The organism is Streptomyces ovatisporus, from assembly GCF_042653885.1.
Classification (GTDB): Bacteria; Actinomycetota; Actinomycetes; order Streptomycetales; family Streptomycetaceae; genus Streptomyces; species Streptomyces ovatisporus.
Window position 1 is genome coordinate 647,544 of sequence record NZ_JBHSFH010000004.1, and the last position, 24,305, is coordinate 671,848.

At 66.0% G+C, this 24,305-nt stretch carries 43 protein-coding genes and 1 pseudogene; 7 read left to right on the forward strand and 37 right to left on the reverse strand.

Features of this window, described 5'->3' with window-relative positions; all coding sequences use genetic code 11:
- Positions 1 to 63 precede the first annotated feature (63 nt).
- The 5 genes and pseudogenes from lepB to ACFPA8_RS07690 all read left to right on the forward strand — a co-directional run bounded on the left by lepB (position 64) and on the right by ACFPA8_RS07690 (position 4,056).
- The gene (lepB, locus tag ACFPA8_RS07670; RefSeq protein ID WP_386444191.1) at positions 64 to 792 is read left to right on the forward strand and encodes a signal peptidase I; all 729 of its coding nucleotides are present in this window, start codon (positions 64 to 66) and stop codon (positions 790 to 792) included.
- Positions 793 to 834: 42 nt separating this feature from the next.
- Positions 835 to 1,158: a DUF2469 domain-containing protein gene (locus ACFPA8_RS07675; RefSeq protein ID WP_181766143.1), complete on the forward strand. Its 324-nt coding sequence runs from the start codon at positions 835 to 837 to the stop codon at positions 1,156 to 1,158.
- Positions 1,159 to 1,352: 194 nt separating this feature from the next.
- On the forward strand, positions 1,353 to 1,739 hold the full coding sequence (locus ACFPA8_RS07680) for a YraN family protein (protein WP_386444194.1): 387 nt from the start codon (positions 1,353 to 1,355) through the stop codon (positions 1,737 to 1,739).
- Positions 1,739 to 2,569, forward strand: a pseudogene (locus ACFPA8_RS07685) (magnesium chelatase domain-containing protein); the annotation flags it as partial. The gene ACFPA8_RS07680 and the pseudogene ACFPA8_RS07685, both read left to right, overlap by 1 nt.
- Positions 2,506 to 4,056, forward strand: a complete 1,551-nt coding sequence (locus ACFPA8_RS07690; protein WP_386444197.1) for a recombinase family protein — start codon at positions 2,506 to 2,508, stop codon at positions 4,054 to 4,056. The pseudogene ACFPA8_RS07685 and the gene ACFPA8_RS07690, both read left to right, overlap by 64 nt.
- A 165-nt stretch (positions 4,057 to 4,221) precedes the next feature.
- Here the strand turns inward: ACFPA8_RS07690 and ACFPA8_RS07695 are convergent, their stop codons facing one another.
- Complete coding sequence (locus tag ACFPA8_RS07695; RefSeq protein WP_386444200.1) at positions 4,222 to 4,410, reverse strand: hypothetical protein; 189 nt, start codon at positions 4,408 to 4,410, stop codon at positions 4,222 to 4,224.
- A 433-nt stretch (positions 4,411 to 4,843) separates the two neighbouring features.
- Positions 4,844 to 4,975, reverse strand: a complete 132-nt coding sequence (locus ACFPA8_RS07700; RefSeq protein ID WP_386444203.1) for a hypothetical protein — start codon at positions 4,973 to 4,975, stop codon at positions 4,844 to 4,846.
- Positions 4,976 to 5,132: 157 nt separating this feature from the next.
- Between ACFPA8_RS07700 and ACFPA8_RS07705 the strand changes: the two genes are divergently transcribed.
- Positions 5,133 to 5,855, forward strand: a complete 723-nt coding sequence (locus ACFPA8_RS07705; protein WP_386444206.1) for a hypothetical protein — start codon at positions 5,133 to 5,135, stop codon at positions 5,853 to 5,855.
- Positions 5,856 to 5,917: 62 nt separating this feature from the next.
- Here the strand turns inward: ACFPA8_RS07705 and ACFPA8_RS07710 are convergent, their stop codons facing one another.
- Positions 5,918 to 6,208 (reverse strand): hypothetical protein, encoded by a 291-nt coding sequence (locus ACFPA8_RS07710; protein WP_386444209.1) that lies wholly within the window; start codon positions 6,206 to 6,208, stop codon positions 5,918 to 5,920.
- 93 nt (positions 6,209 to 6,301) lie between these two features.
- On the opposite strand from ACFPA8_RS07710, the gene ACFPA8_RS07715 reads away from it, so the two are divergent.
- Positions 6,302 to 6,517 (forward strand): winged helix-turn-helix domain-containing protein, encoded by a 216-nt coding sequence (locus ACFPA8_RS07715; RefSeq protein ID WP_386444212.1) that lies wholly within the window; start codon positions 6,302 to 6,304, stop codon positions 6,515 to 6,517.
- Positions 6,518 to 6,571: 54 nt separating this feature from the next.
- On the opposite strand, the gene ACFPA8_RS07720 is transcribed toward ACFPA8_RS07715, so the two are convergent.
- The 34 genes from ACFPA8_RS07720 to ACFPA8_RS07885 all read right to left on the reverse strand — a co-directional run bounded on the left by ACFPA8_RS07720 (position 6,572) and on the right by ACFPA8_RS07885 (position 24,278).
- The gene (locus ACFPA8_RS07720; protein ID WP_386444215.1) at positions 6,572 to 6,889 is read right to left on the reverse strand and encodes a hypothetical protein; all 318 of its coding nucleotides are present in this window, start codon (positions 6,887 to 6,889) and stop codon (positions 6,572 to 6,574) included.
- Positions 6,886 to 8,412 carry an ATP-binding protein gene (locus ACFPA8_RS07725; RefSeq protein ID WP_386444218.1) on the reverse strand — a complete coding sequence of 509 codons (1,527 nt, stop codon included), beginning with the start codon at positions 8,410 to 8,412 and terminating at the stop codon, positions 6,886 to 6,888. The genes ACFPA8_RS07720 and ACFPA8_RS07725 overlap by 4 nt, the downstream gene beginning before the upstream one ends.
- 61 nt (positions 8,413 to 8,473) lie before the next feature.
- A complete protein-coding gene (locus ACFPA8_RS07730) occupies positions 8,474 to 9,199 on the reverse strand; it encodes a hypothetical protein (RefSeq protein WP_386444220.1) in 726 nt (241 codons plus the stop codon).
- A gap of 171 nt (positions 9,200 to 9,370) precedes the next feature.
- On the reverse strand, positions 9,371 to 10,105 hold the full coding sequence (locus ACFPA8_RS07735; RefSeq protein ID WP_386444222.1) for a helix-turn-helix domain-containing protein: 735 nt from the start codon (positions 10,103 to 10,105) through the stop codon (positions 9,371 to 9,373).
- Between the two features lie 402 nt (positions 10,106 to 10,507).
- Positions 10,508 to 10,705 (reverse strand): hypothetical protein, encoded by a 198-nt coding sequence (locus tag ACFPA8_RS07740; protein ID WP_386444225.1) that lies wholly within the window; start codon positions 10,703 to 10,705, stop codon positions 10,508 to 10,510.
- A gap of 23 nt (positions 10,706 to 10,728) precedes the next feature.
- Positions 10,729 to 10,968 (reverse strand): hypothetical protein, encoded by a 240-nt coding sequence (locus ACFPA8_RS07745; RefSeq protein ID WP_386444228.1) that lies wholly within the window; start codon positions 10,966 to 10,968, stop codon positions 10,729 to 10,731.
- A gap of 68 nt (positions 10,969 to 11,036) precedes the next feature.
- Complete coding sequence (locus ACFPA8_RS07750) at positions 11,037 to 11,237, reverse strand: hypothetical protein (protein ID WP_386444231.1); 201 nt, start codon at positions 11,235 to 11,237, stop codon at positions 11,037 to 11,039.
- 75 nt (positions 11,238 to 11,312) lie between these two features.
- The gene (locus ACFPA8_RS07755; RefSeq protein WP_386444233.1) at positions 11,313 to 11,501 is read right to left on the reverse strand and encodes a hypothetical protein; all 189 of its coding nucleotides are present in this window, start codon (positions 11,499 to 11,501) and stop codon (positions 11,313 to 11,315) included.
- Between the two features lie 92 nt (positions 11,502 to 11,593).
- On the reverse strand, positions 11,594 to 11,782 hold the full coding sequence (locus tag ACFPA8_RS07760) for a hypothetical protein (RefSeq protein ID WP_386444235.1): 189 nt from the start codon (positions 11,780 to 11,782) through the stop codon (positions 11,594 to 11,596).
- 120 nt (positions 11,783 to 11,902) lie between these two features.
- Positions 11,903 to 12,082 carry a hypothetical protein gene (locus ACFPA8_RS07765; protein WP_386444238.1) on the reverse strand — a complete coding sequence of 60 codons (180 nt, stop codon included), beginning with the start codon at positions 12,080 to 12,082 and terminating at the stop codon, positions 11,903 to 11,905.
- 286 nt (positions 12,083 to 12,368) lie between these two features.
- Entirely contained in the window at positions 12,369 to 12,536 is a 168-nt protein-coding gene (locus tag ACFPA8_RS07770) for a hypothetical protein (RefSeq protein WP_386444241.1), read from the reverse strand.
- Positions 12,536 to 12,754, reverse strand: coding sequence for a hypothetical protein (locus tag ACFPA8_RS07775; RefSeq protein ID WP_386444244.1), 219 nt, complete (start codon positions 12,752 to 12,754; stop codon positions 12,536 to 12,538). Before ACFPA8_RS07775 ends, ACFPA8_RS07770 begins: the two co-directional genes overlap by 1 nt.
- 5 nt (positions 12,755 to 12,759) lie before the next feature.
- On the reverse strand, positions 12,760 to 12,945 hold the full coding sequence (locus ACFPA8_RS07780; protein ID WP_386444247.1) for a hypothetical protein: 186 nt from the start codon (positions 12,943 to 12,945) through the stop codon (positions 12,760 to 12,762).
- A 56-nt stretch (positions 12,946 to 13,001) separates the two neighbouring features.
- Positions 13,002 to 14,036, reverse strand: a complete 1,035-nt coding sequence (locus ACFPA8_RS07785; protein WP_386444249.1) for a hypothetical protein — start codon at positions 14,034 to 14,036, stop codon at positions 13,002 to 13,004.
- Positions 14,037 to 14,507: 471 nt separating this feature from the next.
- Positions 14,508 to 16,379, reverse strand: a complete 1,872-nt coding sequence (locus tag ACFPA8_RS07790; protein ID WP_386444252.1) for a DNA polymerase — start codon at positions 16,377 to 16,379, stop codon at positions 14,508 to 14,510.
- 71 nt (positions 16,380 to 16,450) lie between these two features.
- On the reverse strand, positions 16,451 to 17,911 hold the full coding sequence (locus ACFPA8_RS07795) for a DNA primase family protein (protein ID WP_386444255.1): 1,461 nt from the start codon (positions 17,909 to 17,911) through the stop codon (positions 16,451 to 16,453).
- Positions 17,896 to 18,948, reverse strand: a complete 1,053-nt coding sequence (locus ACFPA8_RS07800; protein ID WP_386444257.1) for a toprim domain-containing protein — start codon at positions 18,946 to 18,948, stop codon at positions 17,896 to 17,898. Before ACFPA8_RS07800 ends, ACFPA8_RS07795 begins: the two co-directional genes overlap by 16 nt.
- A 90-nt stretch (positions 18,949 to 19,038) precedes the next feature.
- Positions 19,039 to 19,368: a hypothetical protein gene (locus ACFPA8_RS07805; RefSeq protein WP_386444260.1), complete on the reverse strand. Its 330-nt coding sequence runs from the start codon at positions 19,366 to 19,368 to the stop codon at positions 19,039 to 19,041.
- The gene (locus tag ACFPA8_RS07810; RefSeq protein WP_386444263.1) at positions 19,365 to 19,511 is read right to left on the reverse strand and encodes a hypothetical protein; all 147 of its coding nucleotides are present in this window, start codon (positions 19,509 to 19,511) and stop codon (positions 19,365 to 19,367) included. The genes ACFPA8_RS07805 and ACFPA8_RS07810 overlap by 4 nt, the downstream gene beginning before the upstream one ends.
- Before the next feature lie 154 nt (positions 19,512 to 19,665).
- Positions 19,666 to 19,986 carry a hypothetical protein gene (locus ACFPA8_RS07815; RefSeq protein WP_386444265.1) on the reverse strand — a complete coding sequence of 107 codons (321 nt, stop codon included), beginning with the start codon at positions 19,984 to 19,986 and terminating at the stop codon, positions 19,666 to 19,668.
- Between the two features lie 112 nt (positions 19,987 to 20,098).
- Positions 20,099 to 20,359, reverse strand: a complete 261-nt coding sequence (locus ACFPA8_RS07820) for a hypothetical protein (RefSeq protein ID WP_386444268.1) — start codon at positions 20,357 to 20,359, stop codon at positions 20,099 to 20,101.
- Between the two features lie 75 nt (positions 20,360 to 20,434).
- Positions 20,435 to 20,602 carry a hypothetical protein gene (locus ACFPA8_RS07825; protein WP_386444270.1) on the reverse strand — a complete coding sequence of 56 codons (168 nt, stop codon included), beginning with the start codon at positions 20,600 to 20,602 and terminating at the stop codon, positions 20,435 to 20,437.
- 108 nt (positions 20,603 to 20,710) lie between these two features.
- The gene (locus ACFPA8_RS07830) at positions 20,711 to 20,866 is read right to left on the reverse strand and encodes a hypothetical protein (protein ID WP_386444273.1); all 156 of its coding nucleotides are present in this window, start codon (positions 20,864 to 20,866) and stop codon (positions 20,711 to 20,713) included.
- Between the two features lie 2 nt (positions 20,867 to 20,868).
- Positions 20,869 to 21,195, reverse strand: a complete 327-nt coding sequence (locus tag ACFPA8_RS07835; protein WP_386444276.1) for a hypothetical protein — start codon at positions 21,193 to 21,195, stop codon at positions 20,869 to 20,871.
- Positions 21,196 to 21,269: 74 nt separating this feature from the next.
- Positions 21,270 to 21,443, reverse strand: coding sequence for a hypothetical protein (locus ACFPA8_RS07840; RefSeq protein ID WP_386444279.1), 174 nt, complete (start codon positions 21,441 to 21,443; stop codon positions 21,270 to 21,272).
- Between the two features lie 6 nt (positions 21,444 to 21,449).
- Complete coding sequence (locus ACFPA8_RS07845; protein ID WP_386444282.1) at positions 21,450 to 22,151, reverse strand: hypothetical protein; 702 nt, start codon at positions 22,149 to 22,151, stop codon at positions 21,450 to 21,452.
- 130 nt (positions 22,152 to 22,281) lie between these two features.
- The gene (locus ACFPA8_RS07850; protein WP_386444285.1) at positions 22,282 to 22,434 is read right to left on the reverse strand and encodes an HNH endonuclease; all 153 of its coding nucleotides are present in this window, start codon (positions 22,432 to 22,434) and stop codon (positions 22,282 to 22,284) included.
- Positions 22,435 to 22,661: 227 nt separating this feature from the next.
- Positions 22,662 to 22,928: a hypothetical protein gene (locus ACFPA8_RS07855; protein ID WP_386444288.1), complete on the reverse strand. Its 267-nt coding sequence runs from the start codon at positions 22,926 to 22,928 to the stop codon at positions 22,662 to 22,664.
- A complete protein-coding gene (locus ACFPA8_RS07860) occupies positions 22,925 to 23,158 on the reverse strand; it encodes a hypothetical protein (protein WP_386444291.1) in 234 nt (77 codons plus the stop codon). The genes ACFPA8_RS07855 and ACFPA8_RS07860 overlap by 4 nt, the downstream gene beginning before the upstream one ends.
- Positions 23,155 to 23,316: a hypothetical protein gene (locus ACFPA8_RS07865; protein ID WP_386444293.1), complete on the reverse strand. Its 162-nt coding sequence runs from the start codon at positions 23,314 to 23,316 to the stop codon at positions 23,155 to 23,157. Before ACFPA8_RS07865 ends, ACFPA8_RS07860 begins: the two co-directional genes overlap by 4 nt.
- Positions 23,316 to 23,546, reverse strand: a complete 231-nt coding sequence (locus ACFPA8_RS07870) for a hypothetical protein (RefSeq protein ID WP_386444296.1) — start codon at positions 23,544 to 23,546, stop codon at positions 23,316 to 23,318. The genes ACFPA8_RS07865 and ACFPA8_RS07870 overlap by 1 nt, the downstream gene beginning before the upstream one ends.
- The gene (locus ACFPA8_RS07875; protein ID WP_386444299.1) at positions 23,543 to 23,713 is read right to left on the reverse strand and encodes a DUF7455 domain-containing protein; all 171 of its coding nucleotides are present in this window, start codon (positions 23,711 to 23,713) and stop codon (positions 23,543 to 23,545) included. The genes ACFPA8_RS07870 and ACFPA8_RS07875 overlap by 4 nt, the downstream gene beginning before the upstream one ends.
- A complete protein-coding gene (locus ACFPA8_RS07880; protein ID WP_386444302.1) occupies positions 23,710 to 24,102 on the reverse strand; it encodes a hypothetical protein in 393 nt (130 codons plus the stop codon). Before ACFPA8_RS07880 ends, ACFPA8_RS07875 begins: the two co-directional genes overlap by 4 nt.
- Positions 24,099 to 24,278 carry a hypothetical protein gene (locus ACFPA8_RS07885; RefSeq protein ID WP_386444305.1) on the reverse strand — a complete coding sequence of 60 codons (180 nt, stop codon included), beginning with the start codon at positions 24,276 to 24,278 and terminating at the stop codon, positions 24,099 to 24,101. The genes ACFPA8_RS07880 and ACFPA8_RS07885 overlap by 4 nt, the downstream gene beginning before the upstream one ends.
- Positions 24,279 to 24,305: the final 27 nt, after the last annotated feature.

Sequence of the window (24,305 nt, forward strand, 5' to 3'; positions counted from 1 at the left end):
GAGTCCTGTACCACGGGTAAGGTGCGCCCAAATCGTTGTGGCGAGCTGACCGGGAGTGCGGGAATGGGCAACGCTGGACGTACCGACACAAGTCACGGCCGCCTCGGACACGTGCTGTCGGGGCTGGTCGTGGCCGTCGGGTGTGTGCTCTTCCTGGGAGCCTTCGCCTGGGGTGCTGTGCTTTACCAGCCGTACACCGTGCCGACGAACTCCATGGACCCCACCGTCAAGGCGGGAGACCGGGTCCTGGCCGAGCGGATAGACGGCGACGAGGTGCGACGCGGTGATGTCGTCGTCTTCCAGGACTCTGTCTGGGGTTCGGTCCCGATGGTCAAGCGCGTCGTGGGCACCGGCGGCGACAAGGTCACCTGCTGCACCGAGCAGGGACAGTTGTCCGTCAACGGCAAGACGGTCGACGAGCCGTACCTCAAGGACACCGGGCCGGATTCCCAGCCCCCCTTCAAGAAGACGACGGTGCCTGAGGGCAGGCTCTTCCTCCTCGGTGATCACCGTATGGATTCGGTCGACTCCCGTGTGCACATGACGGACGGCGATCACGGAGCCGTACCCAGGTCCGCCGTCAACGCACGGGTCGACGCCGTCGCCTGGCCGATGAGCGGGCTGGGGATGCTTGCGCGCCCTGGTGGGTTCTCCTCGCTGCCGGGCGGAACGTCCACCCCGGGGCCACTCGCGCCGCTGGTCGTCGCCATCGTCGTGGGGGCGCTGATGATCCTGGGCGGTGCAGCGTACGGCCCGATCGCGCGGCGGGCAGGACGGGGCGCACGCGGCTGACGCACAATGGGGGAGACGCACCGCTGAAGGGGAAAACACGCCATGAGCGCCGAGGACCTCGAAAAGTACGAGACCGAGATGGAGCTGAAGCTCTACCGGGAGTACCGGGACGTCGTCGGTCTCTTCAAGTACGTGATCGAGACCGAGAGGCGTTTCTACCTCACCAACGACTACGAGATGCAGGTGCACTCGGTACAGGGTGAGGTCTTCTTCGAGGTGTCGATGGCGGACGCGTGGGTGTGGGACATGTACCGGCCCGCCCGATTCGTCAAGCAGGTGCGTGTGCTGACCTTCAAGGACGTGAACATCGAGGAGCTGAACAAGAGCGAACTCGATCTGCCGGAAGGTTCCGGCTTCAAGAGCTGAGCCCGTGACGTTCCGCGTTCTCCCCTCCCTCCCGGCCTTCTTTTCACGCAGCCCGATTCAGCGGCTGTGAACCATGTGCTCTTCACTCGGCGGAGTCAAGAGCTTCTCCACAGCCCAAGGGTTATCCACAGAAATCCATCCGTTTCTCCGATGCTGGTCTGCGTCCGTCACAGTCGGTGACGGAGGTGGTGCGGATGAGCGCACGCAAAGCACTCGGCCGGTACGGCGAGGACGTGGCTGCACGGAGGCTCCGTGCAGCCGGAATGGCGGTCCTCGAGCGGAACTGGCGCTGTGTGGAGGGGGAACTGGACATCGTCGCGCGTGACCGGGACGCGCTGGTGATCTGCGAAGTCAAGACGCGGCGGGCAGGGCGCGGCGGTGGAACCTTCGAGCACCCGATGGCGGCCGTCACCCCTGCGAAGTCTGCCCGGCTGAGACGGCTCGCCTCCCGTTGGCTGACGGAGCGCTGGATCACGCGGTACGGGCAGCCGCCCCGCGGGGGTGTGCGCATCGATCTGGTCGGTGTGCTGCTGCCGGACCGCGGAGCGCCGATGGTCCAGCACGCACGGGGGATCGCCTGATGGGGTTCGCCCGTACGTGCTCGGTGGCCCTGGTCGGGGTGGAGGGCGTCGTCGTCGAGGTGCAGGCCGACCTCGAGCCGGGCGTCGCCACCTTCACGCTGGTGGGGCTGCCCGACAAGAGCCTGAGCGAGAGCCGCGACCGCGTACGGGCAGCGGTGGTCAACTCGGGTGCGGACTGGCCGCAGAAGAAGCTCACCGTCGGCCTCAGCCCTGCCGCAGTACCGAAAAGCGGCAGCGGATTCGATCTCGCAGTTGCATGCGCCGTACTGGGGGCGGCGGAGCGGATCGATCCCCGCACCCTCACTGATCTGATGATGATCGGTGAACTGGGACTCGACGGCCGGGTCCGCCCGGTGCGGGGAGTGCTTCCCGCCGTGCTGGCCGCCGTGGAGGCGGGATGCCGGCAGGTCGTGGTGCCTGAGGAGACGGTTCCGGAGGCGTCCCTGGTGCCCGACGTCTCCGTCCTGGGCGTACGGAGTCTGGGCCGGCTGATCGCCCTCCTCAACGACGAGCCGTTGCCGGACGAGGTCCCCGGTCAGCTCTCGGAGGGCATGGCCGCGGGGGGAGACAGATGCGGGCCGGGGCCGGCCGTCCCCGGCACCGGCTGGGGAGGCGGATTCGGCAGACCCGCGGCGCGGCCGGTGGACATGGCAGAAGTCGCGGGGCAGAGCAGCGCACGCCGGGCCTTGGAGGTGGCGGCCGCCGGCCGGCACCACATCTTCCTGAAGGGTCCGCCCGGCGCGGGTGCGGAGCGTAGTATGTACGTATGGAACAGGGACCCAAGCGTGCAGCCATCTACTGCCGTCTCAGCCGCGATGACGACAGCAGTACCAGTATCGCCACTCAGGAAGAGGACGGACGCGCTCTGTGCCGCCTGAGAGGCTGGGAGGTGGCGCTCGTCGCCGTAGACGTGAACGTATCCGGCAGTATCCGCCCCGAGGACCGGGAGGGCTTCCGGCAGATCCTCGATGCCGCGGGGCAGCTTGACGTCGTCGTGGCGCGCAGCGTGGACCGGTACAGCCGCAACACGGGACACTTCGCTCAGCTCGTGGAGACGCTGGACGCGCACGGGATAGCGCCCACCGACACGCAGGGCCTCGTCGACCTCACGACGCCCTACGGCCGCTTCGTCACACAGATCATGGTCGCCTTCGCCGAGTTGGAGCGTGGCACGATCCAGCAGCGCATCCTTCGATCCCGCGTGGAGCTCCGCTCTGCCGGCAAGTGGCTCGGGGGCGCTGCGCCCTACGGCTTCCGGCTCGTCCCGCATACCGAGGGCGGGAAGCGGCTGGAGATCGACCCCAAGCCTGCGGCCGTGCTGCGGGAGGTCGCTCGTCGCGTGTCCGCTGGGGTGACCCTGTCCAGCGAAGTTGACCGCCTCAACCGAACGGGCGTCCTCTCGCCGGCCGACTACCGCAAAGCCCTCCGTGGGGAGCTCCCGCCCCCGTTCCCGGGCTACGCGCGCTGGTCCTATCCGCCGCTGTATGAACACCTGCGCAGTGAGGTACTGCGGGGCTACCGCGTACAGGGCAAGAGAGGGGTCAGGAAGGCCGTCAGGGACGCCTCTGGCGCGCCCGTGCGCGTCGGCCCGCCCCTGCTGTCGGACGGTGAATGGGAGGCCCTACAGCGGGCGTTGAACGCCGCCGCACAGACCAACCGGCGCCCCCGTACGAAGGCGTCCCTGCTGCTGCACGTCGCCCGCTGCGGCCTGTGCGGGGAGACGCTGTACCGAAACGCCAAGCTGCAGCGCGGTAAGGATGCGTCCTTCTACGCCTGCCGTGCGGCGAAGGCTCCCGTTACCGGCCCGAAGTGCCCGGGTGTGGCCGTCTCAGCAGCGCGGCTCGAATCCCACGTGTCCGACTGGTTCCTCTCCACCCGCGGGGACCTGCACTATCTGCGCCGCACCCTCACCAGCGGAACCTCTGCACCCGCAGTGGACGAGCTCCGCGCGGACGTGGAGGAGTTGGCGGCGACCCTTCCGGGTCTGCGGGGTACCGCGAAGGACGCCGTCCTGCGGCAGTTGGAGGCGCGTCAGGCGGCGCTGGACGAGGCTGTGCGCGTGGTGGTGGAAGAGCCCCGCTGGGAGGTTGAGCGGACGGGGCAGACGATCGCGCAGCGCTGGGAGGCTGCGGACACGGCAGAGCGGCGCTTGATGCTGCTGTCGCACGGCGTACAGGCGGTTGTGGCGCCGGCGGAGGGTCGTGTATGGAATCCGTCCCGCGTAGCGCTGCGGGGGGAGGACCCGATGCAGGACGAGTTGGATGCGATCATGCGGGAGGTCGAGGCGGAGGACTACATGGGTCCGCTGAACGCGTAGAGAAGCCCCGCTGGTCGCTACTGGGGAGAGGCGACCAACGGGGCCAATGCGGGAACTCTACGGGCGTACGGGGTACTTGGCAACCCATCGGGGCAAGGCGGACGCAGTAAAGCCCCCGCCATCCGGCACGGGGGTCCGGACGACGGGGGCGGTATGCGTCGGTGGCTACTGCGCCAGCGAGTAGGCGAGCCAGACGAGGGTCCCCACGATCAGAACCGCGTATGCAACCCGAGAGGCCCACAGGAGCTGGGGCGGGGTCGGATCGCCTGCCTGCTTGCGGTGGTGCGACTCTACGTAGCCCTCCAATTCTTGCCGGGCCATCAGGTCGCCGTAATCGGGGAAACGCCTGCCCATGATCACTTCCTAGCTGCCCGAAGTATTGCCGCAACCACCCTACCGGCGACCAGAAGGGGGGCCGGGGCAGCGACCATGCAGCCTCCGCCGCCGCTCTTGTGCTTGGGGCGGTCCGTGTAGTCCTTGGGGTAGTCCTGAGCCATGCTGCTCCTCAGTTGTGGGGGTTGCTGATGACGCTGAGCCATACGACCAGCGGGAGGGACAGCACGACCGCGAGCGCGAACAGGGGGCCGGCGTACTTACCGACGGTGCGAGGCGTCACGCTGGCGCTCCCATGCACGTCGCTGGTTCGGCGTGGCGGGAAGTAGGTCTTCCTCGTACGCCCACCCGACGGAGCCGTAAGGCGTCTCGATGCCGTACAGGACCGGATGCGGGGGTTTGATTATGGTCACCTTGCCGACCCGATCTCGGCGCTCCTCGTAGACGAAGGTCTCTAGTCCGAAGAGTGCGCCTCCCGCTGGTGCTTCGCCAGCAGTACCCGAGCGTCCGTCGCCTCGGACCAGTCCGCCACCTTCATTGCGTTGATCTCTCTCGCCCGTAGTTGTTCGCATTCGGCACATCCCATGCTGTGCTCACCTCGTGGAGTCTCTTGACGCTTAGTCAACGCCCGGTAGCTCTGCGGGTCTACGCCTTGCGCTGGTGCGTCTGGGACGCCGTGTACTAGTGTCCCAAGTGGCCCAAACGTCCTGGGGGTTGTCTTGAATCAAGCTCTGTTAACTGCTATGGAGTCTGCTGATGTAAGGCCACGTCATCTGGCGGACGCCGCAGGTGTGACGGCTAAGACAGTGGAGCGCTGGATTGCCGACCCCGCACGCGCACCTCATAGAGTGATCCGGGAGAAGGTAGCGGCACACCTTGGAGTGAGTGCAGACGTGTTGTGGCCAAAGAGCCTGCGATCGACGGTGAAGACGGGGCCGGACAGGGAGATCGTCACCGCGTACCCGTATCGCAACGCCTGTCCGACGTCGGTGTGGTCCTCTCTGATCGACGGGGCGCAGGGCGACATCGTGTTCGCCGGGTATACCAACTACTTCCTCTGGCAGGAGCAGCCCGCGCTCGCGGATCGGCTGCGACGCAAGTGCAAGAGCGGGACGCGGGTGCGGTTCCTGGTGGGCGACCCCGAGTCGGAGGTCACACGCAACAGGGAAACCGTGGAGGCTGTACCGCTCACCGTGGGCACGCGCATCCGTATCACGCTGGACGCGCTGGAGAAGATGCGACGTGACGACCCGTGTGAGGGGCTTGAGGCCCGCTTCTCGGACCAGCACATCGCTCTCAGCGTGTTCGGATTCGATGATGAGATGTTGGTGACGCCACACCTCAGTTCGCTCCTCGGGCACGATTCTCCTATGTTCCACCTGCGTCGCCTCGGGGACGACGGCCTGTTCGATCGGTTCTCCGGCCACGTCAAGGCCCTCTGGTCCGGCGGACGCCCCGTGTGGTGAGCACGAATAGGCTCCCGACGTCCAGCGCGGGGGATGCCAGACGCCGGGAGCAGTGCGGGGGCCTACTCAACTATGGGCAGTCGCTCGCCGCGGGCATGTGCGACGGCCAGGGCAGCGCTCAGGGCCTCACAAAGCCGGGCCGCAGCGAACCGCACGGTCTTCTCGTCGCCTCCGTCCGGCCCGATCGCGTCGCGTGCCAGGCTGAGCACCTTCTCCGCATCCTCGATGGCCTGTGCTTCCATGGCGTCCGCCAGTGCCGTGACGATGCTGTCTCCTCCTACTGGTGTATAGCCGGACCTGCCTCCCGGCTCGCCGAAAGGCAGGCGTCGTAGCCCTGAGATCTGCTGTGCCATGATCCCTCCCTGTCACTGCACCATACTGCGCTATACCGCTGTACAGCGCTACCTAAACGGGCGGGCAGCTCCGGGGCGCAGCACGATCAGTGCATGACGGGACCCCAGTACGAGTGGGAGCGGGTGGCAGGCGCCATCGAGGCGGACATTCGGGCTGGCAGGCTGCCGAAGGGCGCGAGGCTGCCGGGGGAGCGGGAGCTGGCGGAGCTGCACGGGTGCGCGGTGGGGACGGCCCGGCGTGCGGTACGGGCGCTGCGCGAGCGGGAGAAAGTGGTGACGCTGCCGGCGAAGGGGACGTACGTGCTGTAGCCCGGACGCACGAAAGGCCCCACCTCCCGGTGTGGGAAGGCGGGGCCTTGGGTGTTACTTGCGCTGTTCCTTGTTCAGCATCTTACGAGCGACCAGCCAAAGGGCCAGAACACTCGGCGCGGCAATCGCCACGGTCAACAGCAGGGCCACGAGCACCCCGCCGAGTAGGACGTATGTCGCCAGCTCTGCCGGCGTGATGGTGCGTCTCGCTGCCGGGGCCTGCTGCGCCACCTGCGCCAGCGCTGCCGCCTGGACGGCGTTGGACTCCGCGAGGCGCTGTGTGGTCTGCAGGCTCAGCGCGAGGTAGTCCGGTTGGTGCGCGGCTCTCGCGACTTCGATCTCTGCTCGCTGCAGGGGCGTAAGCTCGTTCACGCCTCCACCCCTTCCATGACGAGCGCCACGCGCCCACGGCCCACGACCTCGATGCGCTTCTCCGCGATCAGCTCGTCCCGCAGTTGGTACACGCGGGGCTGGCTGAGGTCGAGGAACTTCATCAGGTCCTTGTAGTGCGCGCCCTCCGGGCCGGCAGAGCGCAGTGCGAAGACGAGCTTGTCCTTGCTGCTCATCTCCGCGTCCGAGGGGACGAACTCCACGGTCGGCGCGTGCGCGACCGGTTCCCGGGGTGCCGGGTTGGCCTTGCCGGGCTCGATGTCGCGGAACACGGCCTCGTCGATGAACGGGAGCTTGTACACGTCGGGCGTACGGTGCTTGGCATCGCGAAGCAGGCACCACCCGACACCGGGCAGCCGGTGAGGCGCCCAGCCGTCCTTTACGCCGTCCTCGAAGACGATGCGAGACTCTGAGGCACGCTCCATAAGCAGCGCCACCACGGCGGAGAACTGGCTCCGCAGCTCGGTCGGCAAGTTCTCATCCGTCGGGAACTGCGTGGCGAGCCAGATGAACACGCCGAAGGCACGGGCCTGTTCGATCAGTGTCACGAGCTGCTTGAGCTGCTTGACTGTCAGCTCGCGCACCGGTGCTGCGCCCTCGTCGATCATGATGATGCGGACGGGGTGCGTGCGGGATGTTGGCCACGTGGATGTTCCCAGCAGCTTCATCTCCCGAGCACGCCACTCCAGTTCCTCCGACAGCAGCTGCTCGATGCGCTCGACACAGCCGTCTGCGTCGATGACGCGGTGCACGGCCAGGCCGTCGTAATGCTGGGATTCCACGCCCTTCTTCAGATCCCATACCTCAAGCTCCGCATCCTCAGCGAGGATTACGGGGAGCGAGAGGACGCGCTGCGCGCTGCTCTTGCCGGAGCCGGATGCGCCGACTATGAGGATACGCTGACAGAGGTTCAGCGTCGTCCACTCGCCGAACTCGTTAGGAGCCAGGCGGTGCGGGTCCTTGATGCTGACGCGACCCTGGGGGACGTCCAGAGGGAGCACCTTCGGCAGGACGCCGCGGGTACTGATGCGGAGCACGCCTCGGTTCTGTGTCGCGCCTTCGACCAGGCGGGTACTGCCCTTGCGTAGGGCCAGCCCGGTTTCTATGGCGGTGAGCTTGTCCTGGACGTAGTCGGCGGTGAGCTTGCCGCCGTAGGCGACGTGGATGTCCACACCGACCTTGGTGCGCTGTACCTTGCCGCGCTTCAGACCTACCAGCTGGCGGTTCTCGGTCATCTTCCGCCAGCGCTCCTTCTGCAGGCGCAGGGCCAGGCGGATGCCGATGCCCATGCGCGCTGCCCAGAGCGTGATCCGGAAATAGCGTACGACCCGGGCCGTGAGCCGGCCCATGAGCTTGCCGACCACCTTGCCCGTGCCCTTGCGGGCCTTGCGGCTCTTGAGCATGAGCCATCCGAGGGTGATCACGGTGACCACGCCCCAGGGCCCGAGCAGTTCGGCCAGTCCGAGGACGACCGACACTGCGGTACTCTCTTCGCTGTTGTCCATGGGGCTTCCTCCCTTGGATGACAGACCCCCGCTCGGCTGCTACCGGACGGGGGTCACTTGTTTAGTTGTCGTCGGCGAGAGCGGCGCGGATGTCCTGTCGCAGCCCGAATGCGGGGCCGAACCTTCCGCTGTCCAGCACCGCATGCACGCGCTCGATGGTGGCCTCCGCGGCAACGGCCCGGTCGTAGAAGCCCTCCGCGATGTCGTCGCTGGTTCGGCTCTCCAGCTCGGCGCGCAGGCGCTCGATGGTGGCCTCAGCGTCAAACCGGGCCGTGATCTCGCTGTTGGCCAAGTCGGTCGCTGCTGCCAGCTCACCACTCACCCGATCCACCTCCCGCCCCAGTGCCTCGCCAAGGCCGGTGGCTGTGTCGAGGTCGGTGCGGAGACGGTCAACGGTGTTCGTCGCCGTCTCCACCAGCTCGTCATACGCCGCTGTCTTACGTGTCAGCTCAGCGCGCATCCGGGCATTGTCAGTCGCGCGGTTCGCGGCGTTGGACTGCCATGCTGTTGCCAGCTTTGCCGCCTTCTCGTAGCGAGCGGTGACCCTGCTGTTCTCCGCATCCGCCACGGCCATGGCGGCGTCGGCCTGTTCCCGCCAGTACGCGCAGTCGGGCAGTCCCGCCGACACAGCGTCGATCCAACGGAACCCGGGGTTCGCCTTCTCGTACATCGCCGCCGCGTACCTCTCGCGCCGGTCGTCGGCACGGAGGCTTTCGGCATCCCGTCGCGGGTCATTCCGGGGGCGGCCCCGCTGCTCACTGTCGCGCCGGTCGCTGTTGCTGTCCATGATCTCTCCTCGTACTACAGGTGTTGTATACTACCCGGTAACTTATTCCACTCCGACGCCCGAACCTCACGCACGCCCACGCGTTATGCGCACCCGCGCGTAGGGGGACTAGAAGTAGAAGATCAGTAGAACTGCCAGAAGCCCCGTGTCGTCGGGGCTTCTGACGGGGTGTTACACGGACGTCGTGACGAGCTGCTTGACGCCGGCCTTGGCGAACTCCTTACGCCACCTGTTGATCTGAGCGGTGGAATACCCCGTCTCGGCGGCAACCTGCTTGATCGTCTTGGTGCCCGGGTAGGCGTACGCTTCTTCGGCGATGCGGATGGCGTCGACGCGAGACATCTGCTGTGTCTCATCGGCAGGCGGTGAGACAACGGTCGGTGTCTCATGAGACACAGCGGGTGTCTCATCGAATGCCTCAAGCACCGGGGCGATAGTCTCGCGCAATTCGGTGACAGTCTCATCCTCGACGCGTGAGACATCGTGAGACGCAGCGGGGTGTATCACTGCGTGCTCAGCGACGGGTGAGACTGTCTCATGAGACGCCGCGTGAGCTGCGGGAACAAGCAGTTCGAGCAGCAGGAGCACTATCACCGGGATGAGTGATACACCCGCGATGATCTCCTTTTCGACGCCGCCTGTCTCATGAGACAGCATGTGTGATGTCACGTTCGTCGCACCCATGAGGATAGACGCGGGGAACACTGCTGATACACGCCGCGAGCGCAGTGCGGCAATCATGAGACAGTCAACCGAGATAGGCATGGCACCCGCGATACCACTCGGGGTGCCCACCATCTCGGCCAGGTTCTTGCCGGCCTCGAAGCTGATGAGCGTGGCCATCACGAGGGCCGTGCTCCGTAGTAGGCCGAACTCCTTGATGCTCTGCACGATCTTGCGTCCCATCGTGATGCCCTCCCTCTCAGTCTTGGTCGTTCTTGCTGACGTACTTCGGCTTCCGTACGTACACCCGCGCGCTCGGCACGGGCGTTGTCCTTGACCCCCGGCGGAGATCGAGTGTCCGCTGTACGCGGAGCTTGCGGTTCGACTGCTTCGGCATAGCTACCTCCCGTAGGGCCGTGCCAACGCACCGCGGGGATCGCGATGCGCTGGACCGGGGTTGCGGGTGGTTCAGCGGCGGGATGCGCCCCGCGCCAGCGCCGCTATCGTGATCAGAATCGGGATCATGAGAACTGCAATGGCTTCCATGTCGTGCCCCCTCTCGTCAGTACACGCTGCGCTCAAGCGCGTCCGGGTCCTGCGGTTCCTTGTCGCCGGGCGACCAGTTCGGGTCGCGGTCGTCGTCCATCAGTCGTCCATGTAGCTGTAGCGCCACTCGCCCCGGCTGGCCTGCTGCGCCCGGTTGGCCCGCTTGACGCTGGCCTCAGCCGACTTGCGGCCCCGGACCTTGCAGACGTTCTCGCGGAAGTCGCTGCGCTTGCGCTGTGCACGGCTCGGGTTGACGCGCTGTCGGTAGACGATGAACCACTGCTCATCCTGCTTCATGGAGGCTTCCTCTCCGTAGGCTGCTACCTACTGACGCCGTACCCCATCGGACCGGGGTCCGGCGCCACTTCCCACGGGCTGTACCCGTAGTCCTTGGGGTCGTTGCCCGCCCCCAGATCACCCGGCCCGTAGACCGCGATGGTTACAGGCGCCGGCTTGGCTGCTGCCGTGTCGTCGTGGGTGACGAGGGCGAGCCCACCGATTACGGCGAGAGTGGTGACGAGGAGTGCGGCGCAGTCGCCTGCGAGTGTTTTGCGTGTCATGGTGCCCTCCCTCTGTAAGTCCACGGCGAACGCCCCCGGAGGGGCGCCACCGGTAGGCCGGCAGTGGGTCAGACGTCCTCGATGATGAGGACTACGCGGGGCTCCTCGGGGTCCATCACCGTTGCGACCTCCAGGGGGGCGCCCTCTCGATCCGTCGTTTCCCAGCGGGTTATCGGGAACAGCCCGAACTGGCGCAGCACGGAACGGGCCTCGATCCGCGTAAGGCTGTGGGATCGGCGAAGCTCTTCACCCTGGTACACGGTTGCCATGATCTTCTCCTCTGCTGTCTGCTCTTACGTGCCCCGCCCGGGAACGATCCGGGTACGCCTGCCGGGGCTGTTGGTCTACGCTTTGGCCTTGCTGTGGGTGGTTACCTCGGAGACACGCACCACCCGCCATGCGCCGGACGTGACCTCGGAGTCCTTCTCCATCGCGGTGACGGCCTCGGCTTCGGTGTCGTAGTTGTCTCCGAGGATCTTCCAGCCCCCGGCGGTACCCTTCCATCGAAGCTCGTACTTCTCGGTGTAGTTCATCTCGCTATTCCCCTCTCGCTGTGCTGCCCCTCTTACGTGCCCCGGACCCGATTCGATCGGGCACCGTCGCGGCGTTGCCGGGGCTGTTGCTCTCAGTTGATCCAGTTGTGTACGTCCACCCAGGCGTTCCGCTGGGCATCGAACACGGATGCTGTCAGGCGCTCCGGTCGGTGAAGGAAGCGCTCATACTTGGTGAACTGGTAGATAGTGCCGTTGATCTGCCGGTTCCATGTGCATCCATGTTCGTCGGAGGCCGTGACCTCCGGTGCGCTGATTCGCATCTCGCTGTCCTCTCTCGCTGTTGCTCTTGCGTGCCCCGGACCCGATTCGATCGGGCACCGTCGCGGCGTGGCCGGGGCGGGTGTTACCAACTGCCAGTGCCGAACTCTTGTCGGCGCTGTTCACCGAGGGGTGATGGACCAGCCCGTCGGGTAGACCTGGGTGATGATTTTTGACACCGGGTTGAGTACCTCGTAGTAGAGGACCCGCCCGTCGGTGCCGACGGCCCGAGAGACGACATCGCCTCGGGCGATTCGTCCGTCGGGGGTGGCGGCCGTGATGTATGTGTGGAGAGCGACCATGATGGCCTCCGGTGTAGTGGTGTGAATTAGAAGCTGTTGGTAGCCCAGTTAGACCGACACCCGAAGCTGTCGGCCACACTGGAACACCAGCGGATCTTGCTGTAGCAGCGGCTTCGCTGCCTGCTCTATTGAGTTCTCAAGTGGTGTCTGCTCGGTTCCCCGGGTTGGTTACCGTCTCCCCTGCTGACTCCTTCAGTATGCACCTCCGACCAGTCGGAGTGCAACCCCGATCGGTCGGTAAGTCCATGATTCTTTTCGAACCCCTACTCATCCCGGGATGAGTAGATCACTTCGGCCACTCTTCGCCGCACCCAAGGCGCTTGTCGTCGCCGCACTTCACGTGCAGTGCCTTACCGGTGGCGGCGGTCTTGTCCTTGACTCCGAACGGCACTTGGTTGGGGTGCCCGCACTTCTTCGGGTCGATGTCTGCGCTGTACCGGTCCTTGCGTGCCATCAGGGCATCCTCTCGACTGCTCTACGGGCCACGGCGGCGATGTCCGCAGTGGTTTCGTTCGGGTAGCTCTGGGCCTTCGCGATGAGCCGGGAGCCGAAGAAGTCTCGGAGTTCCCGGATCTCGATGGTGAAGAAGCCGAAGTGCTGCTCCACGATGCGATACCAGAGCGACGCCCCCAGGGCGGGGGCGCCTGCTTGGACGATGTCGTAGGAGTCCATGCCCGTCAACCCCGGTGCGCGGAGGCGAATCCGGCGAGCAGGGCCTGCGTTGCCGTGACCGTGTGGCGGACCGTGCTGACCACCCGACCGGCCTGGACGGTTTCGATCTCGTAAGCGATGCCCCCCTCGACCAGCGTCCCGCGGACGGTCGCGCCGGTGACGGTGTTCAGGGTGAAGTTCTGCTTGTGCATGGTCTCTCTCCTCTGTGAGTTCGCTGTTGGTGAGTGGGGGGTGAGATTGGAAGTGGTCAGCCTGCGAGCAATCCGAGCTCTACGGCGCGGGACTTGCTCGTCCACGTGCACACAATGTCGAGCTCTTCGTTGATGTGCTTGAACTCGACGTAGCAGCCGTGGTGCTTCACGAATACGTGCTGGTCGTTCTCCTCGATCGCGGCGAGCAGGGCGACGCCCTTGGCGGTCAGCTCGCGCGACTTGCGCTCGTCCTTGCGGACGCCGTACGCGGCAACCCACTGGTTCGCGAACGTCTTCTTGCCCTCGTTCCAGGCAGACTTGACGACCTGAGCCGTCGTGCCCATGTCCTCGGCGATGGCAGCAGGGTCCTTGAGCACCCAAGTGCTCGTGTCTTCACCCTTGCGGTTCCGCCGGCGCCGGTACTCCGTCCCGAAGTTGCGGTTTCCGTCGATACCGGCAGCACGACGGAGGACGTCGGCGCGCTGCTGAGAGCGCATGTTGTTGAGGAGGTCGTGTACGCGCTGCTGGTCCTGGGTGCGGGGCTTCGGAGTGTTCCGCTCCGCGCTGTCGGATAGTTCCTCAGAGAGGGTCCGTCCGGACTCCTGCGGGGCGTCCAGCGAGACGACGGGTTGTGCAGCGATGCGAGCACGCCAAGCTGTCTCGGCGCTGAGACGGTTGCTGCCGAAGAGGTCTTCAGACTGGGACAGTTCCTCGGCGGCGAACACGTCGCCCCCCGCCTGGCGCACGGCGCGCTCCCAGGTGCGGATCACGCCGTCCGAGAGGTCGTACACGACACCCTTGTTGGCCTCGACGCGGCGAGCCTGTGCGATGGCGTCGGAGATGTGCTTGTCGGCGAACTTGCTGAAGGCTCCGGCAGTCGAACCCGTGAACTTGGAGAAGCACAGCAGAACAGCGACCTTGGCTTCCGAGGCGTAGTCGTCGGCCTGGGACTCGTCCAGGTGGCCGTTCACCGACGCGGCGTCGCGGGCGACGTAGTAGATGCGGGGGGTCAGTTCCTTGACGATCTCGCCGGCCGCCTCGATGTCTCCGGCGACTGCGTCTGCGATCTGGGCTTCGGTGATGTTCAGCATGGCGTCTCTCCTTGTGATGCGTAGTCATGCAGCGGGTGCGTGTGGGGTGTTGGGGGTTTGAGTGACAGTCAGTAGCGGCGGCCCGAGGCCCGTTCCCGGCTACCGGGCGTGCCCGGATGTTCGTCGGTTTCGCTACTTCCGCTGTTGAGTTGGAGGTCAGAGCCGACAAAGCCCCCGTAGCTCTAGGCCCGGGGGCTTGCCGCTCTGAGGTCCATTAGCGACCGATTCGCTTGAAGCCGCAACGGTTGTACTGCGCTGCGTAACAATGACGGAGGTGCATAGATTTGCGGGTCGTTCGTGTGCAGCCTTGGCCAGTGGTGGTCTCGACCACGGCGAACCCGCGTGTTCGAAGGCAGAGCAAAGCCCGGCGGGAACGCTGGAACGGCCCCGCCGGGTCGGAGGATCGTTACAAGCGAGGGCTACTCATCCCGGGATGAGTAGGTCCCCGCTACTGGTCTACGCGGGTAGGGATCATGAAACCTCGTACCCCTTGGGGGTGGCCCAGGCGCGCCCCAAGATCTCGGGAGTTGCCGTGATGTCGACGCCGAAGAGGGTGAAGTTCATGTGGTTAGCGATCTCTCGCCCGATTTCGTCCGCTTCAGCCTTCGGAGCAGAGGCGATCGTCTCGTCATGGATGGCGAGACGCAGGTACGGCGTAAGGCCGGCCTGGTCCATGCCGACGAGCGCCTGCCCAAGGCAGTCGCGTGCGGTGGACTGGACCACGGCGTTGGTGGCGCTGTACGCCCTGTCACGGTCGATCACCAGGCGGCGACCGGTGGCGGAGCGGACGACCATCGAGTTGACGAACGCCTCGTTCTGGAGTCGCTTACCGAATCTCTTGATCTCCGGGTACGCCTTGTGGTAACCGAGCACGGCCTGCTCTGCCTCGGCGAAGGAGATGCCGGCCTGCCTCGCGATCGTGGCGGCCCCACCTCCGTAGACGACGCCGAAGTTGATCGTCTTGGCGATCTGGCGCTGCTCAGGGGTGTAGTTGTCGCCCCAGATGAGCCGCGCCGTCGCGCCGTGCAGGTCGGGGTCGGCCGACAGAACCTGTTTCATGGCCCGTACATCTGCCAGGGCTGCCAGCACGCGGAGCTCTACACCGTCGAAGTCCGTGCTGATGAACACCTCTCCGGGCTCGGCCAGGAAGCAGCGGCGGATCATCTTGTCGCCCTTGGGGAGCGTCTGCACGGCCGGGTTGGTGACCGACATGCGCCCCGTGCGGGCAGCCATGGTCTGAATGTTGGGGTGAATCCTCCCGTTCATGTCGGCGCGTGCCAGGAAGTTCTCGGCGTAGGTGGACTGCCACTTGCCGGCGCGTTTGGCCTTGAGGACTGCGACGGCGAGGGGGTGCGGCTCCCGCTGGTGCAGTCGCTCGCCGGACTTGAAGTCGACGTCCGCGAGGTATGACAGGACTTCCTTGTCCACCTTCAAGGCGCCGTTGTCGGTGCGGAGCGGGGCCGACTCCCCGGGGAGGATCAGCGTCTCGCCGTCCGCAAGGAACACGTCCGCGAGCTGCCGGGGGCTGCCGATCTTCTCGACGCCGAAGCTCCGAGCGATCTGTGTCTGATCTTCACACTCCCTCCCCAAACGGTCGTGCAGATCGCGGGTGTAGTCGACGTCAAGGACCATGCCGCGCTGTGACATGGTGGCGCAGATGCGGGAGAGGTCGTGTTCGTAGCTGACGAGCAGTTCGGAGACGCCGAGTACCTGCAACTGCCGCCGCAGGACGGGAAGTAGACGGCTCGTCAGGATGACGTCGCCGCCGGCGTACGAGACGTAGGTGGGGTGGAAGAGGTCAATACCGGCCCAGCCCGTTCCCTTCGTCAGCTTCAGCGAGCGGAACACGGCCGTCAGGTCGCCCTGTGTGTCCGGGGCGGACGGGTCGATGTAGTACGCACTGAGCGGCTTCAGACCGGAACCGATCCCGCCTTCTTGTACCTGCCGGGGGTCGATGAGCTTGGCGAGGATCTGTGTGTCCCACGTCTTGCGCATCATGGCCCCGAGGTCCAGCCCCAGATGGATGGTGAACGCCAGCAGGTCGAACGCCGCGTTGTGTGCGACGAGCTCCGGCAGGCGCAGCATCGCGTCCCGAGCGGCAGCCTTGAACGGTGCGCCCAGTTCAGTCGGGATGACCCACGCTTCTTCTGCGGTGCCGAACTGGATCAGGCGCACGTAGTCGGGATCGCCGCACAGTACGTCCAGACCCTTGCCCTCGGAGTCCACGGCGACGACGCCGCGCTGTCGCGCAACCCATGCCATGAAGTCGGTGAGGTCGGCCTCCGTGGTGGCCATGCGGACGGGCCAGTCCTTGCCGCACACGGGGAAGGTGAAGTTCTTCATGAGCTCTCTCCTGCGGGTAGACAGCAAAAGGGGCCGACCGTGGTGGCCGACCCCTTCTGTGTGGTGGTGTCTTACGCGTTGGCGCCCATCTGCCCAGGCGAGACCTGCGGCGTAGTGGGCGGTGTCTCCAGACGGATACCGTCGAACACGGTCCGGTTGTTCACGCGTCGCTCAGCGACCTTGCCGGAGTTGAGTAGGTGGCGCTTCACGGCGCTCGGTGCGTACTTGTTCGTGTTGTCGCCGATGTCCGAGCGCCACTGCTTCAACGCAATGTTGAATTCCCGCGTCGGCGTGAGCGCCCCGTCCTCGTACTCGAAGATCTCCCCGAGCAGATCCTTCAGGGGGTCGACCTCCTCCTTGTGCATCTCGGTCGCGGCGATGACGGCGAGCGGGGTGACCGAGCGAATGTGCTTCGCCTGGTAGTACCGCTTCGCACCCTCAACAACCCACGCCGCTACACCCTCGCGCTCGGGCCCCTGAATCGTGGGCTCAAGCTCCGGGTCCACCCTGTCCGCGAAGCTCTGCCCGAAGAGGATCGGGTATGTCCTCGCCCACAGTGCAGCTCCGCCGGCCGCGAACTCGGGCAGGTGGTTGGTCGCGAGTACGAGGTTGAAGCGCGGGGTGAAGGTGAACGTCCTGCCGTGCAGGTGCCGGGTCACAATGCCGTCCCCGCCGGAGTGAGACTTCAGTAGGGCCGTGTTCATCGCCGCTCCCTGCTCGCCTTCTTGAGCGACGATCATGCGCGCCTTCCGCATGCGGGCGATATCCTCCGTGTGTGCGCCCTTCCCGCGGCCCCGCTCGTACATCGTGAACTCGACGTCCATGATCAGTTCCTTGCCGAAGCACGCCTGCATGGTGCGGATCGTCGTGCCCTTGCCGTTCCGGCCGTGCTCGCCGTACCAGACGCCGAGGGCGTGATCCCGAGTCTCCCCGGTGATGCACATCCCGAGCCACGTCTGGAAGAACTCCTGCAGCTCGGGCTCGTTGGGGAACACCTCGTCAAGGAACTTCATGAACCGGGGGGCCTTCGCTCCCGGCACGTAGTCGACGGGTGCGCACTGCGTCAGCAGGTCCGCGGGGTCGTGCTCCTTCAGCTCCCCCGTCCGCAGGTCCACCGTGCCGTTTTGGAACGTCAGAAGGTGCGGATGGGCATCGAGCTCATCGACGTGTACGCGGAACTCGCGCAGCTTCATCATCTCGTCGACCATGTACTTGCGCTCGCGGTTGACCTTCATCTTCCCGGCCGTGGCAAGCACCCAGTCGATGCCCGTGCCCGCCGAGGGGCCGTGCTTCAGCAGGAATTCCGCGGCGTCGGTGAGCATCTGGAAGGCGAGGGAATCGTCAGGCTGAGACTCCCACACCTTGCCGTCCCACTTGTGCCAGCCGATCCCGGGGACGTACATCAGCTCCTTCCGGAACTGCTCGGCGACGAACCGCGCTACCTCTACATGCTTGACATCCTCCTTGGGCTGGCTGATGCCCATGGCGACCTGCACCTGCCGCCAGTACTTCTGCTTCAGCTCGGCGTCCATACGACCCTCTCCTTCGTCAGTGATGCGTACTTGTCTGCGCGCCACTGCTGGACGCGTGCGGGATCGTGCTTGAGCTCCCCGTCCCAGCGCAGCTTCTTCGCCTTGCTCAACGCGTCCCGGAGCTCGTCCGCGAACGTCTCCGGACGAGTCTCCTGCCACAGGGCGACGTCGCTCTTGTCGCCGAGATCCGGCACCACCATGCGGTGCACTTCCTGGGCGCCAGCACCGATCAGAGCCGAGGCGATGCCCTTGACGAACAGATCGCCGGCCGTGTCGTTGTCCCCAGCGATGACGATGCGTCGCTCTCCGGCACCGGCCACGATCTCGGCAGCCAGGCCCGGGACTCGGGCGAGCTGGGCACCCCGCACCAAAACGGACGAGACGCCCGCTGAGCGCACTGCGAGAGCGTCCCCGGGGCCTTCTGTCAGAACGATGCTCTTAGGCCGTACAGGGCCCGGGAAGACGCCGTAACGCGCCCAGTGCTGGCCCTCTGGGTTGGCCAGGGACAGCCACCTTCCGGGGCACTGCCCGGACAGGTCCCGCCCCTGCAGCCCGCGGGCTACGCCCTCGAAGTCCCGCATCGGGACGATGAGTCGAGGGAAGCGCTCGAAGCTGTACGACGTGAACTGAAACCCGCCGTTGTGGTCGAACCCCAAACCGATCTCGGCGCCCTGCTTGGGGGAGATGCCGAAGCGTCGCTGCGCGTACCCGGCGGCAGGGGTGTCGAGGTAGGCGAGACGTTCCAGGTACCGCCGCAGCAACAGCACGGGCGCGCCGGATACGGGCACCGCGCGCTCGGATGACTGCAGGTTGGTTTCGCCGGTGACGTCGAAGAACGCAGCCCAGGTGAGCCCCGCAGCCTTGACCACGGCGCTGTTCGCGCACCCGCGACGGCAGGTGATGCCCACCTTGCGGTTCTCGTGCACGATCAGCTTGAGCGACGGCGCGCCGTCGTTGTGAGCCGGGCAGCGCATGAGATACCCGTCGTGATCGGGCTCCACGGCCTCGAAGTTCTTCAGCAGCTCGTCGATGTGCATGGTGCCTCCCTTCGAGGCGCAGGGGGTGAGATTGGAAGTCCCTGGGCACCCCGAAAGCCCGCCCCTCCTGATGGAGAGACGGGCAGGGGGTCAGCGCGTGAGTGCCTTGATGATGCGGGCGAAGGTTTCCAGGTCGGTGATCACGTAGCCGTTACTAACGTTGCTGTTACGACGCTTGACCACAGCAGCCCCGTACTCGCGGCCGGCGTTCCGAGCCTCGCGGAGCGCTTGGCGGACGAAGTCAGCGAGGTCGATGGACTTCACATTCTTGGCTTCGAGAACCCAGTCCTCTTCGACGTGAATATCCCCCTGGTCGAGCCGACCCATCTGCACGACGCGGCGTGCGGCGAGGCCCTGCTCTTGGAGGTACCGCACGATCTCGGTTTCCCAGGCGGTACCCTTTCGCTTGGCTGCGCTCACTCGATCACCTCCGCAATCAGGGCCGGCGTGATCCAGTCGGCGTACGTGCTCGGCGCCCACGGCCACTCGGTCGGCGGGTCGTCGTCGGGATAGGGGCGGATGCGGCGGTAGTGCGCCTCGTTCAGGTCTGGGTCGTAAGCCACTGGACAGCAGCTCCCTTCGCCACGGCGTCGCCGATGGCTTGTGCTACGCGGGGCCAAGCGGGGTCCGACCGCAGAGAGGGGGCCACGGTGATCGTGACCCCTGCGCTCTGCCGGCGGATGTCCCCGAGGCCCGGAAGGTTGCCGGGACGGAGGATCACGCGCCCCTCATCTCCTCGATGTCCAGGCCGTTCTTCTCGGCGTAGCCCGCTTCGAGAAGTTGCACATGCTCGCTGCCGATGTACTCCCGGCGGAAGCTCGCACGCTTCACGAATCCGCTCTCCACGCCGGTGGGCCAGACCACCAGGACGGGCAGGATGCGGCGGGTAATCGGGGCGACTTCCATCGTGATATCGACGATGACGTAGTGAGACTGTCGGATGCGGTTGCCCGTGCGGGACCCGTTGAGAATCCTGTCGCCCCGGGCGAGGTCATTGCCTTCCATGTCGCACACGACCTTACGAACGCTGCTGCTCATTTCTCTCCTCGTTCTGCGATGAAGTCGTAAATGCTGTAGGCCACGGCGGCGACAGAGACGGCGATGCTCCCGGCGACCAGAACGACGGCCATGAGGTTGTCGGCGAGGGCGCTCACTCTTCGCCGTCTTCCGTCGTGGAGGGCACGCCGTACTCCAGCCGATCCATGAGCCGGTTGAAGATGCTCAGCGCCGCAGTCTCGGCACCCTCGGGCGTCCACTCGCGTGCGATGAACTCGTCACAGAGCCGGTCCAGGAGGACGAACTCCGAGGCGAGGTGGCCCATGGTGCGGTCGACGGATGCCTGAATGGCCTCCTCGGTGATCTCGTCCTCAAGGCCGGCGGTCACCGCGTCGAACTGCTCGTTGATGTCCACGGTCTCTCCCTTCGCGGGCCGGACGGCCCTGGTACCACCGAAGGCCCCGTACTCCGGAGAGCACGGGGCTAGGGGTCATCGTTCGTCAAGCAGGCGCATTCCGGCAATCAGCGTGCCAGCACACGCGGCGGCGATGCCCGCTCCGGCGAGTGCTTCGGGCACCTGGTCGGCCAGCACCGCGAGCGTCGCGAGGAGCGCCACGGGCACGGACAGCAGTGCGGCCCCGATCAGTTTGCGAACCATGTTGATCTCCTTAGTTCTTGTGCGTCGTCTTACCGCTCGGGCTCCGCCGATCAGGCTCCTGCGGCGCGCTCGGGCGGGGCCGGGGTTGGCGCTGGATTTGGCGGGGCATCAGTCCACGCTCCCGAAGGTCGACACGATGTCCACGGCAACGTCCTTGTAGCCGGCCTGCTCGATGGCCGTGCGGATCACGTCCGCTACCTGCTCCGACTCCATGCGGTCGGGCAGCTCCCGGACGCACACGTTGATGTCCGCGTGAATGGGCATGGTTACTCCGTCTCTCGGCAGCAGGTGGGGCACGTCGGAAGAACTCCCAGCGGATCGCCGGAGGCGTCTTCGTTGCGGAGCGCTGCGTGTAGGTCTTCCATCGGCACGTGCTTCTTTTGGACGTTCACGAGGGCGCGCACCCTGCTCAGCGCGGATCGGTACCACTCGCGATTTGCCTGCGTGTTCCACTGGAGTTGGCGGTAGTTCCGCTCGCGTTCCTCCGCGTTCCACTTCTGCCGCCGGACCTCGTGCAGCAGCTCGTCACGCGACATGCGGGCGTACGGCGCGTAGGCACGCTTCTGATCCTCGGTCCAGTCCTGCTCGGGCATGGCGCCTCCCGATGTTGAGTTGTCGCTCCTACCACCTCAAGCCCCGACCCTCCGGAGAGGATCGGGGCACAAGGTCACGCGTACTCGGGGTCGCCCGCGGGCTCGTCGTCCAGCAGGACGCCCCGCACCCGACGCTCATGCAGCAGCGCCAGGCGGTAGCGGGGAGCGAGGTTCCAGAGGGGCTGGGTGACGTAGCCGTCATCGGCGAACGTGAGGGCTACGACGAAGTGGGCCACGTCGTTGTTCATGGTTGGTTAGCTCGCAATCTCGTCGTTGAGGGTGCCGGTGACAGCCAGGGCGACTTCGCGCTTCTCGATCAGCTCGCCCGTGTCCGGGTCGTCGTACGACCGGTACACCTTGGAGAAGGAGACGACGACCGGTTCGCCGGCCTCCGTGATCTCCGCCGTGAAGCCGTCGATCATCTTGAGGACGTCCCACGAGTAGGACTGGAAGCGGACCTTGCCGAACTCCTGATCCTGCGCCGGGGTGAAGTCGACGGAGATGTTCGGGGCAGGGCCCTCCTTGGCCTTGGCGCGCTGCTTGAGCTCGTAGAGGTTGAACTCGCCGCAGCCGCACTCCTCGCCCACGGTGCCCTCGGCGGTACCCTTCAGGTAGACCTTGAAGTTGCACTTGTGGTGCGGGCGACCGTTCTTCCAGAGAATGCCGGCGGCCTGCACGTCGCGAGCGGAGTCGACGACGCCTTCGACGTCGTAGTCCGTCGTGATGACGTGCTCGACCTCGTTGCCGTTCGGGCCCTTGACCTTGCGGACGTCCCCGCCGTACAGCTCGGAGACCTTCGAAAGGGTGTTGTGGTCCTGGGACTGGAAGCGCCACGTGTTCAGGCTCTTCGGGCCTGCCGCCGTGACCATGCCGGAGGTCATCTTGGCCACCGGGGGCTCGTACTTGCTGACGCTGGCCTGGCGCTCACCGTTGAAAATGCTGTCGAAGACGCCCATGCGATCTCTCCTCATGAAGTGGGAATGGAGAAGGCCGAGGACGGGGGTCCAGCAGCGCAGTCTTCGCGCGCACTGTCCGGCCCGTCGTCGGCCTCGTACTGAGAAGGGGGTGAGATTGGAAGTGGTCGCCTCAGAAGGTCGCGGCCCACTCGGCGTAGGAGCGGTTACCGCGCTCGCCGTTGCAGCCCGAACATGCCGCGGCCACGTTGCTGCGGCAGTCCCGTCCACCAGCGGAGAGTGGCCTCACATGCTCGATCTCTGTCGCGGCCTCGTCGCAGTACATGCAGCGATGGCCCCACGCGGCGAAGACGTCCGCCCTTCTGTAATCGGGCCGGCGAACGATGCGCCGCGGGGCCCGAGGGAACACCCTTGGGGGTCGCACGTTTGCCTCCCGTTGGAGCAGGGGGTTGGGTCTGCTCCGCTGGTGAGGGGGTGAGATTGGAAGCGGACATGAAAAAGCCCCGCCCCCGGCGGTGAGGCCAGGGGGCGGGGCTACAGCGAGACGGCGGGTCAGCCTGCGTTGAAGGACGAGATGATCTCACCGGGCGCGCCGTCGTCGTGGACGCGCGTGATCGTGACGTTGGAGCCGTCTTCCCGGGCCCCGGGGTACGCCATGTCGACCCATTCGTAAGTGTCGCCATCTCCGTCCGTGAAGGACTCACGATCGTCAACCTTCGTGACCATCGCCCTGGCGGCCTCTTCGCTTTCAGCGCGGACAAGAACGGCGTCGTACTCGTCGTAAGTGGTGCCGCTGATCTTTGCGAGGTACAGCTTCATCTCTTCTCTCCCTGCTGTCGATACAAATGCGGAACGAACCACACGGCAAACCCCACCAGCGCCCCCACGCCGGCGGCCTTGTGCACCGGGCCCCCGTGCACGCCCAGGACGGGCCGGAGGTAGTTGCACAGGGCGGTGTCGTTGCGTCGGCGGACGGTGATCGTCTCCATTACGGCGAAGGCGGTGACCCAGGCTCCCCAGGCCACCGCCCACTTGCGGCGAGGTGTCACGGCAGTACGCGGCCTTCGACTTCAGCAAGGGCGCGGTTGGCGCAGTCGGCCATCAGCGACACGACGGCGTCCCACTCCTCGCTGTCCGCTCCGAGCTGGTCCTGTAGCCAGGCGTACAGCCCCTCTGCCTGTTCTAGGTCCATCTGCTGTTCGTCCATCACTCGCCCCTCTCGCTGGCGTCGGCCATGCGGCGGAGCTTGGCGGCAGCGAGGGCGCGGGCCTCTGTTCCGATGTTGCTGTGCGCCAGCTCGTCAGCAGCCTCGCGCAGGGCTTCGGCGCGGACAGCAGCGCGCTCCTCTTCCAGTTCCACGATGCGTTCGGCCATCTCCCGCGCACCCCAGCCCTGGTAGATGGTCTCGATCCGGTCTTCCCGCTGTGCGCTGTTCATCTCTCTCCCACCTCCGTCAGCAGCCATCCGGCCGCACTGAGCTTGTCGGCGTGCTTGGTGCTGTGGTGCCCGCACAGGACGAGCTGCCCCTTGCCGGGCAGGGTCCATTTGCGGGTTCCGGCCTCGGAGCCGGATGCTGCGGCGTCGCAGCGAGAGGTGAGGTTCACGAGAGGTCTCCGTTCGCGATACGGCGGACGATGTCGATGACTCCTCGTTCAGCGAAGTCCTCCACGGCCGCGACCAGGCGGGCCACCCGCGCTGTCAGCTCCTTGTTCGCCGCCAGCAGCTCCGCGTTCCTCTTGTCCGTCTCCCGCAGCGCGCCCACGGCAGCGTCACGGCGAGTGCGGAGATCCTGTGCCTCCGCTGACGCGTCGACCAGCAGCTTGCGGCGGGCCTCGGAGACCTGCTGAGCGGCGTCGCGTTCTTGGGCTGTCTTCTCCAGTTCGGTGCGGAGTCGGGCGTTCTCGTCTTCCCCGTCGACAACCCAGGTAGCGAGGTCGCGCGCACCTTCGTGGTACAGGTCCTCGATGCGGTCGCCTCTCGCTGTGTCGCTCATCGCAGGTCCATCCCTTCAACTTCGGTGATCATCCGGTCCACGAAGCATGCGTGGCGCCGCTTCTCACGCTCGAACTCGGGGGAGTCGTCCTCGAACACGTACTCGTCCAGCAGGCCGTACTCGTCCAGTACCTCGCTGAATCGCTTGCGCAGGTAGCGCTCGGCGTCGGGGCTCATCGCTCTCTCCTTCGTAGGGGTCCTCCT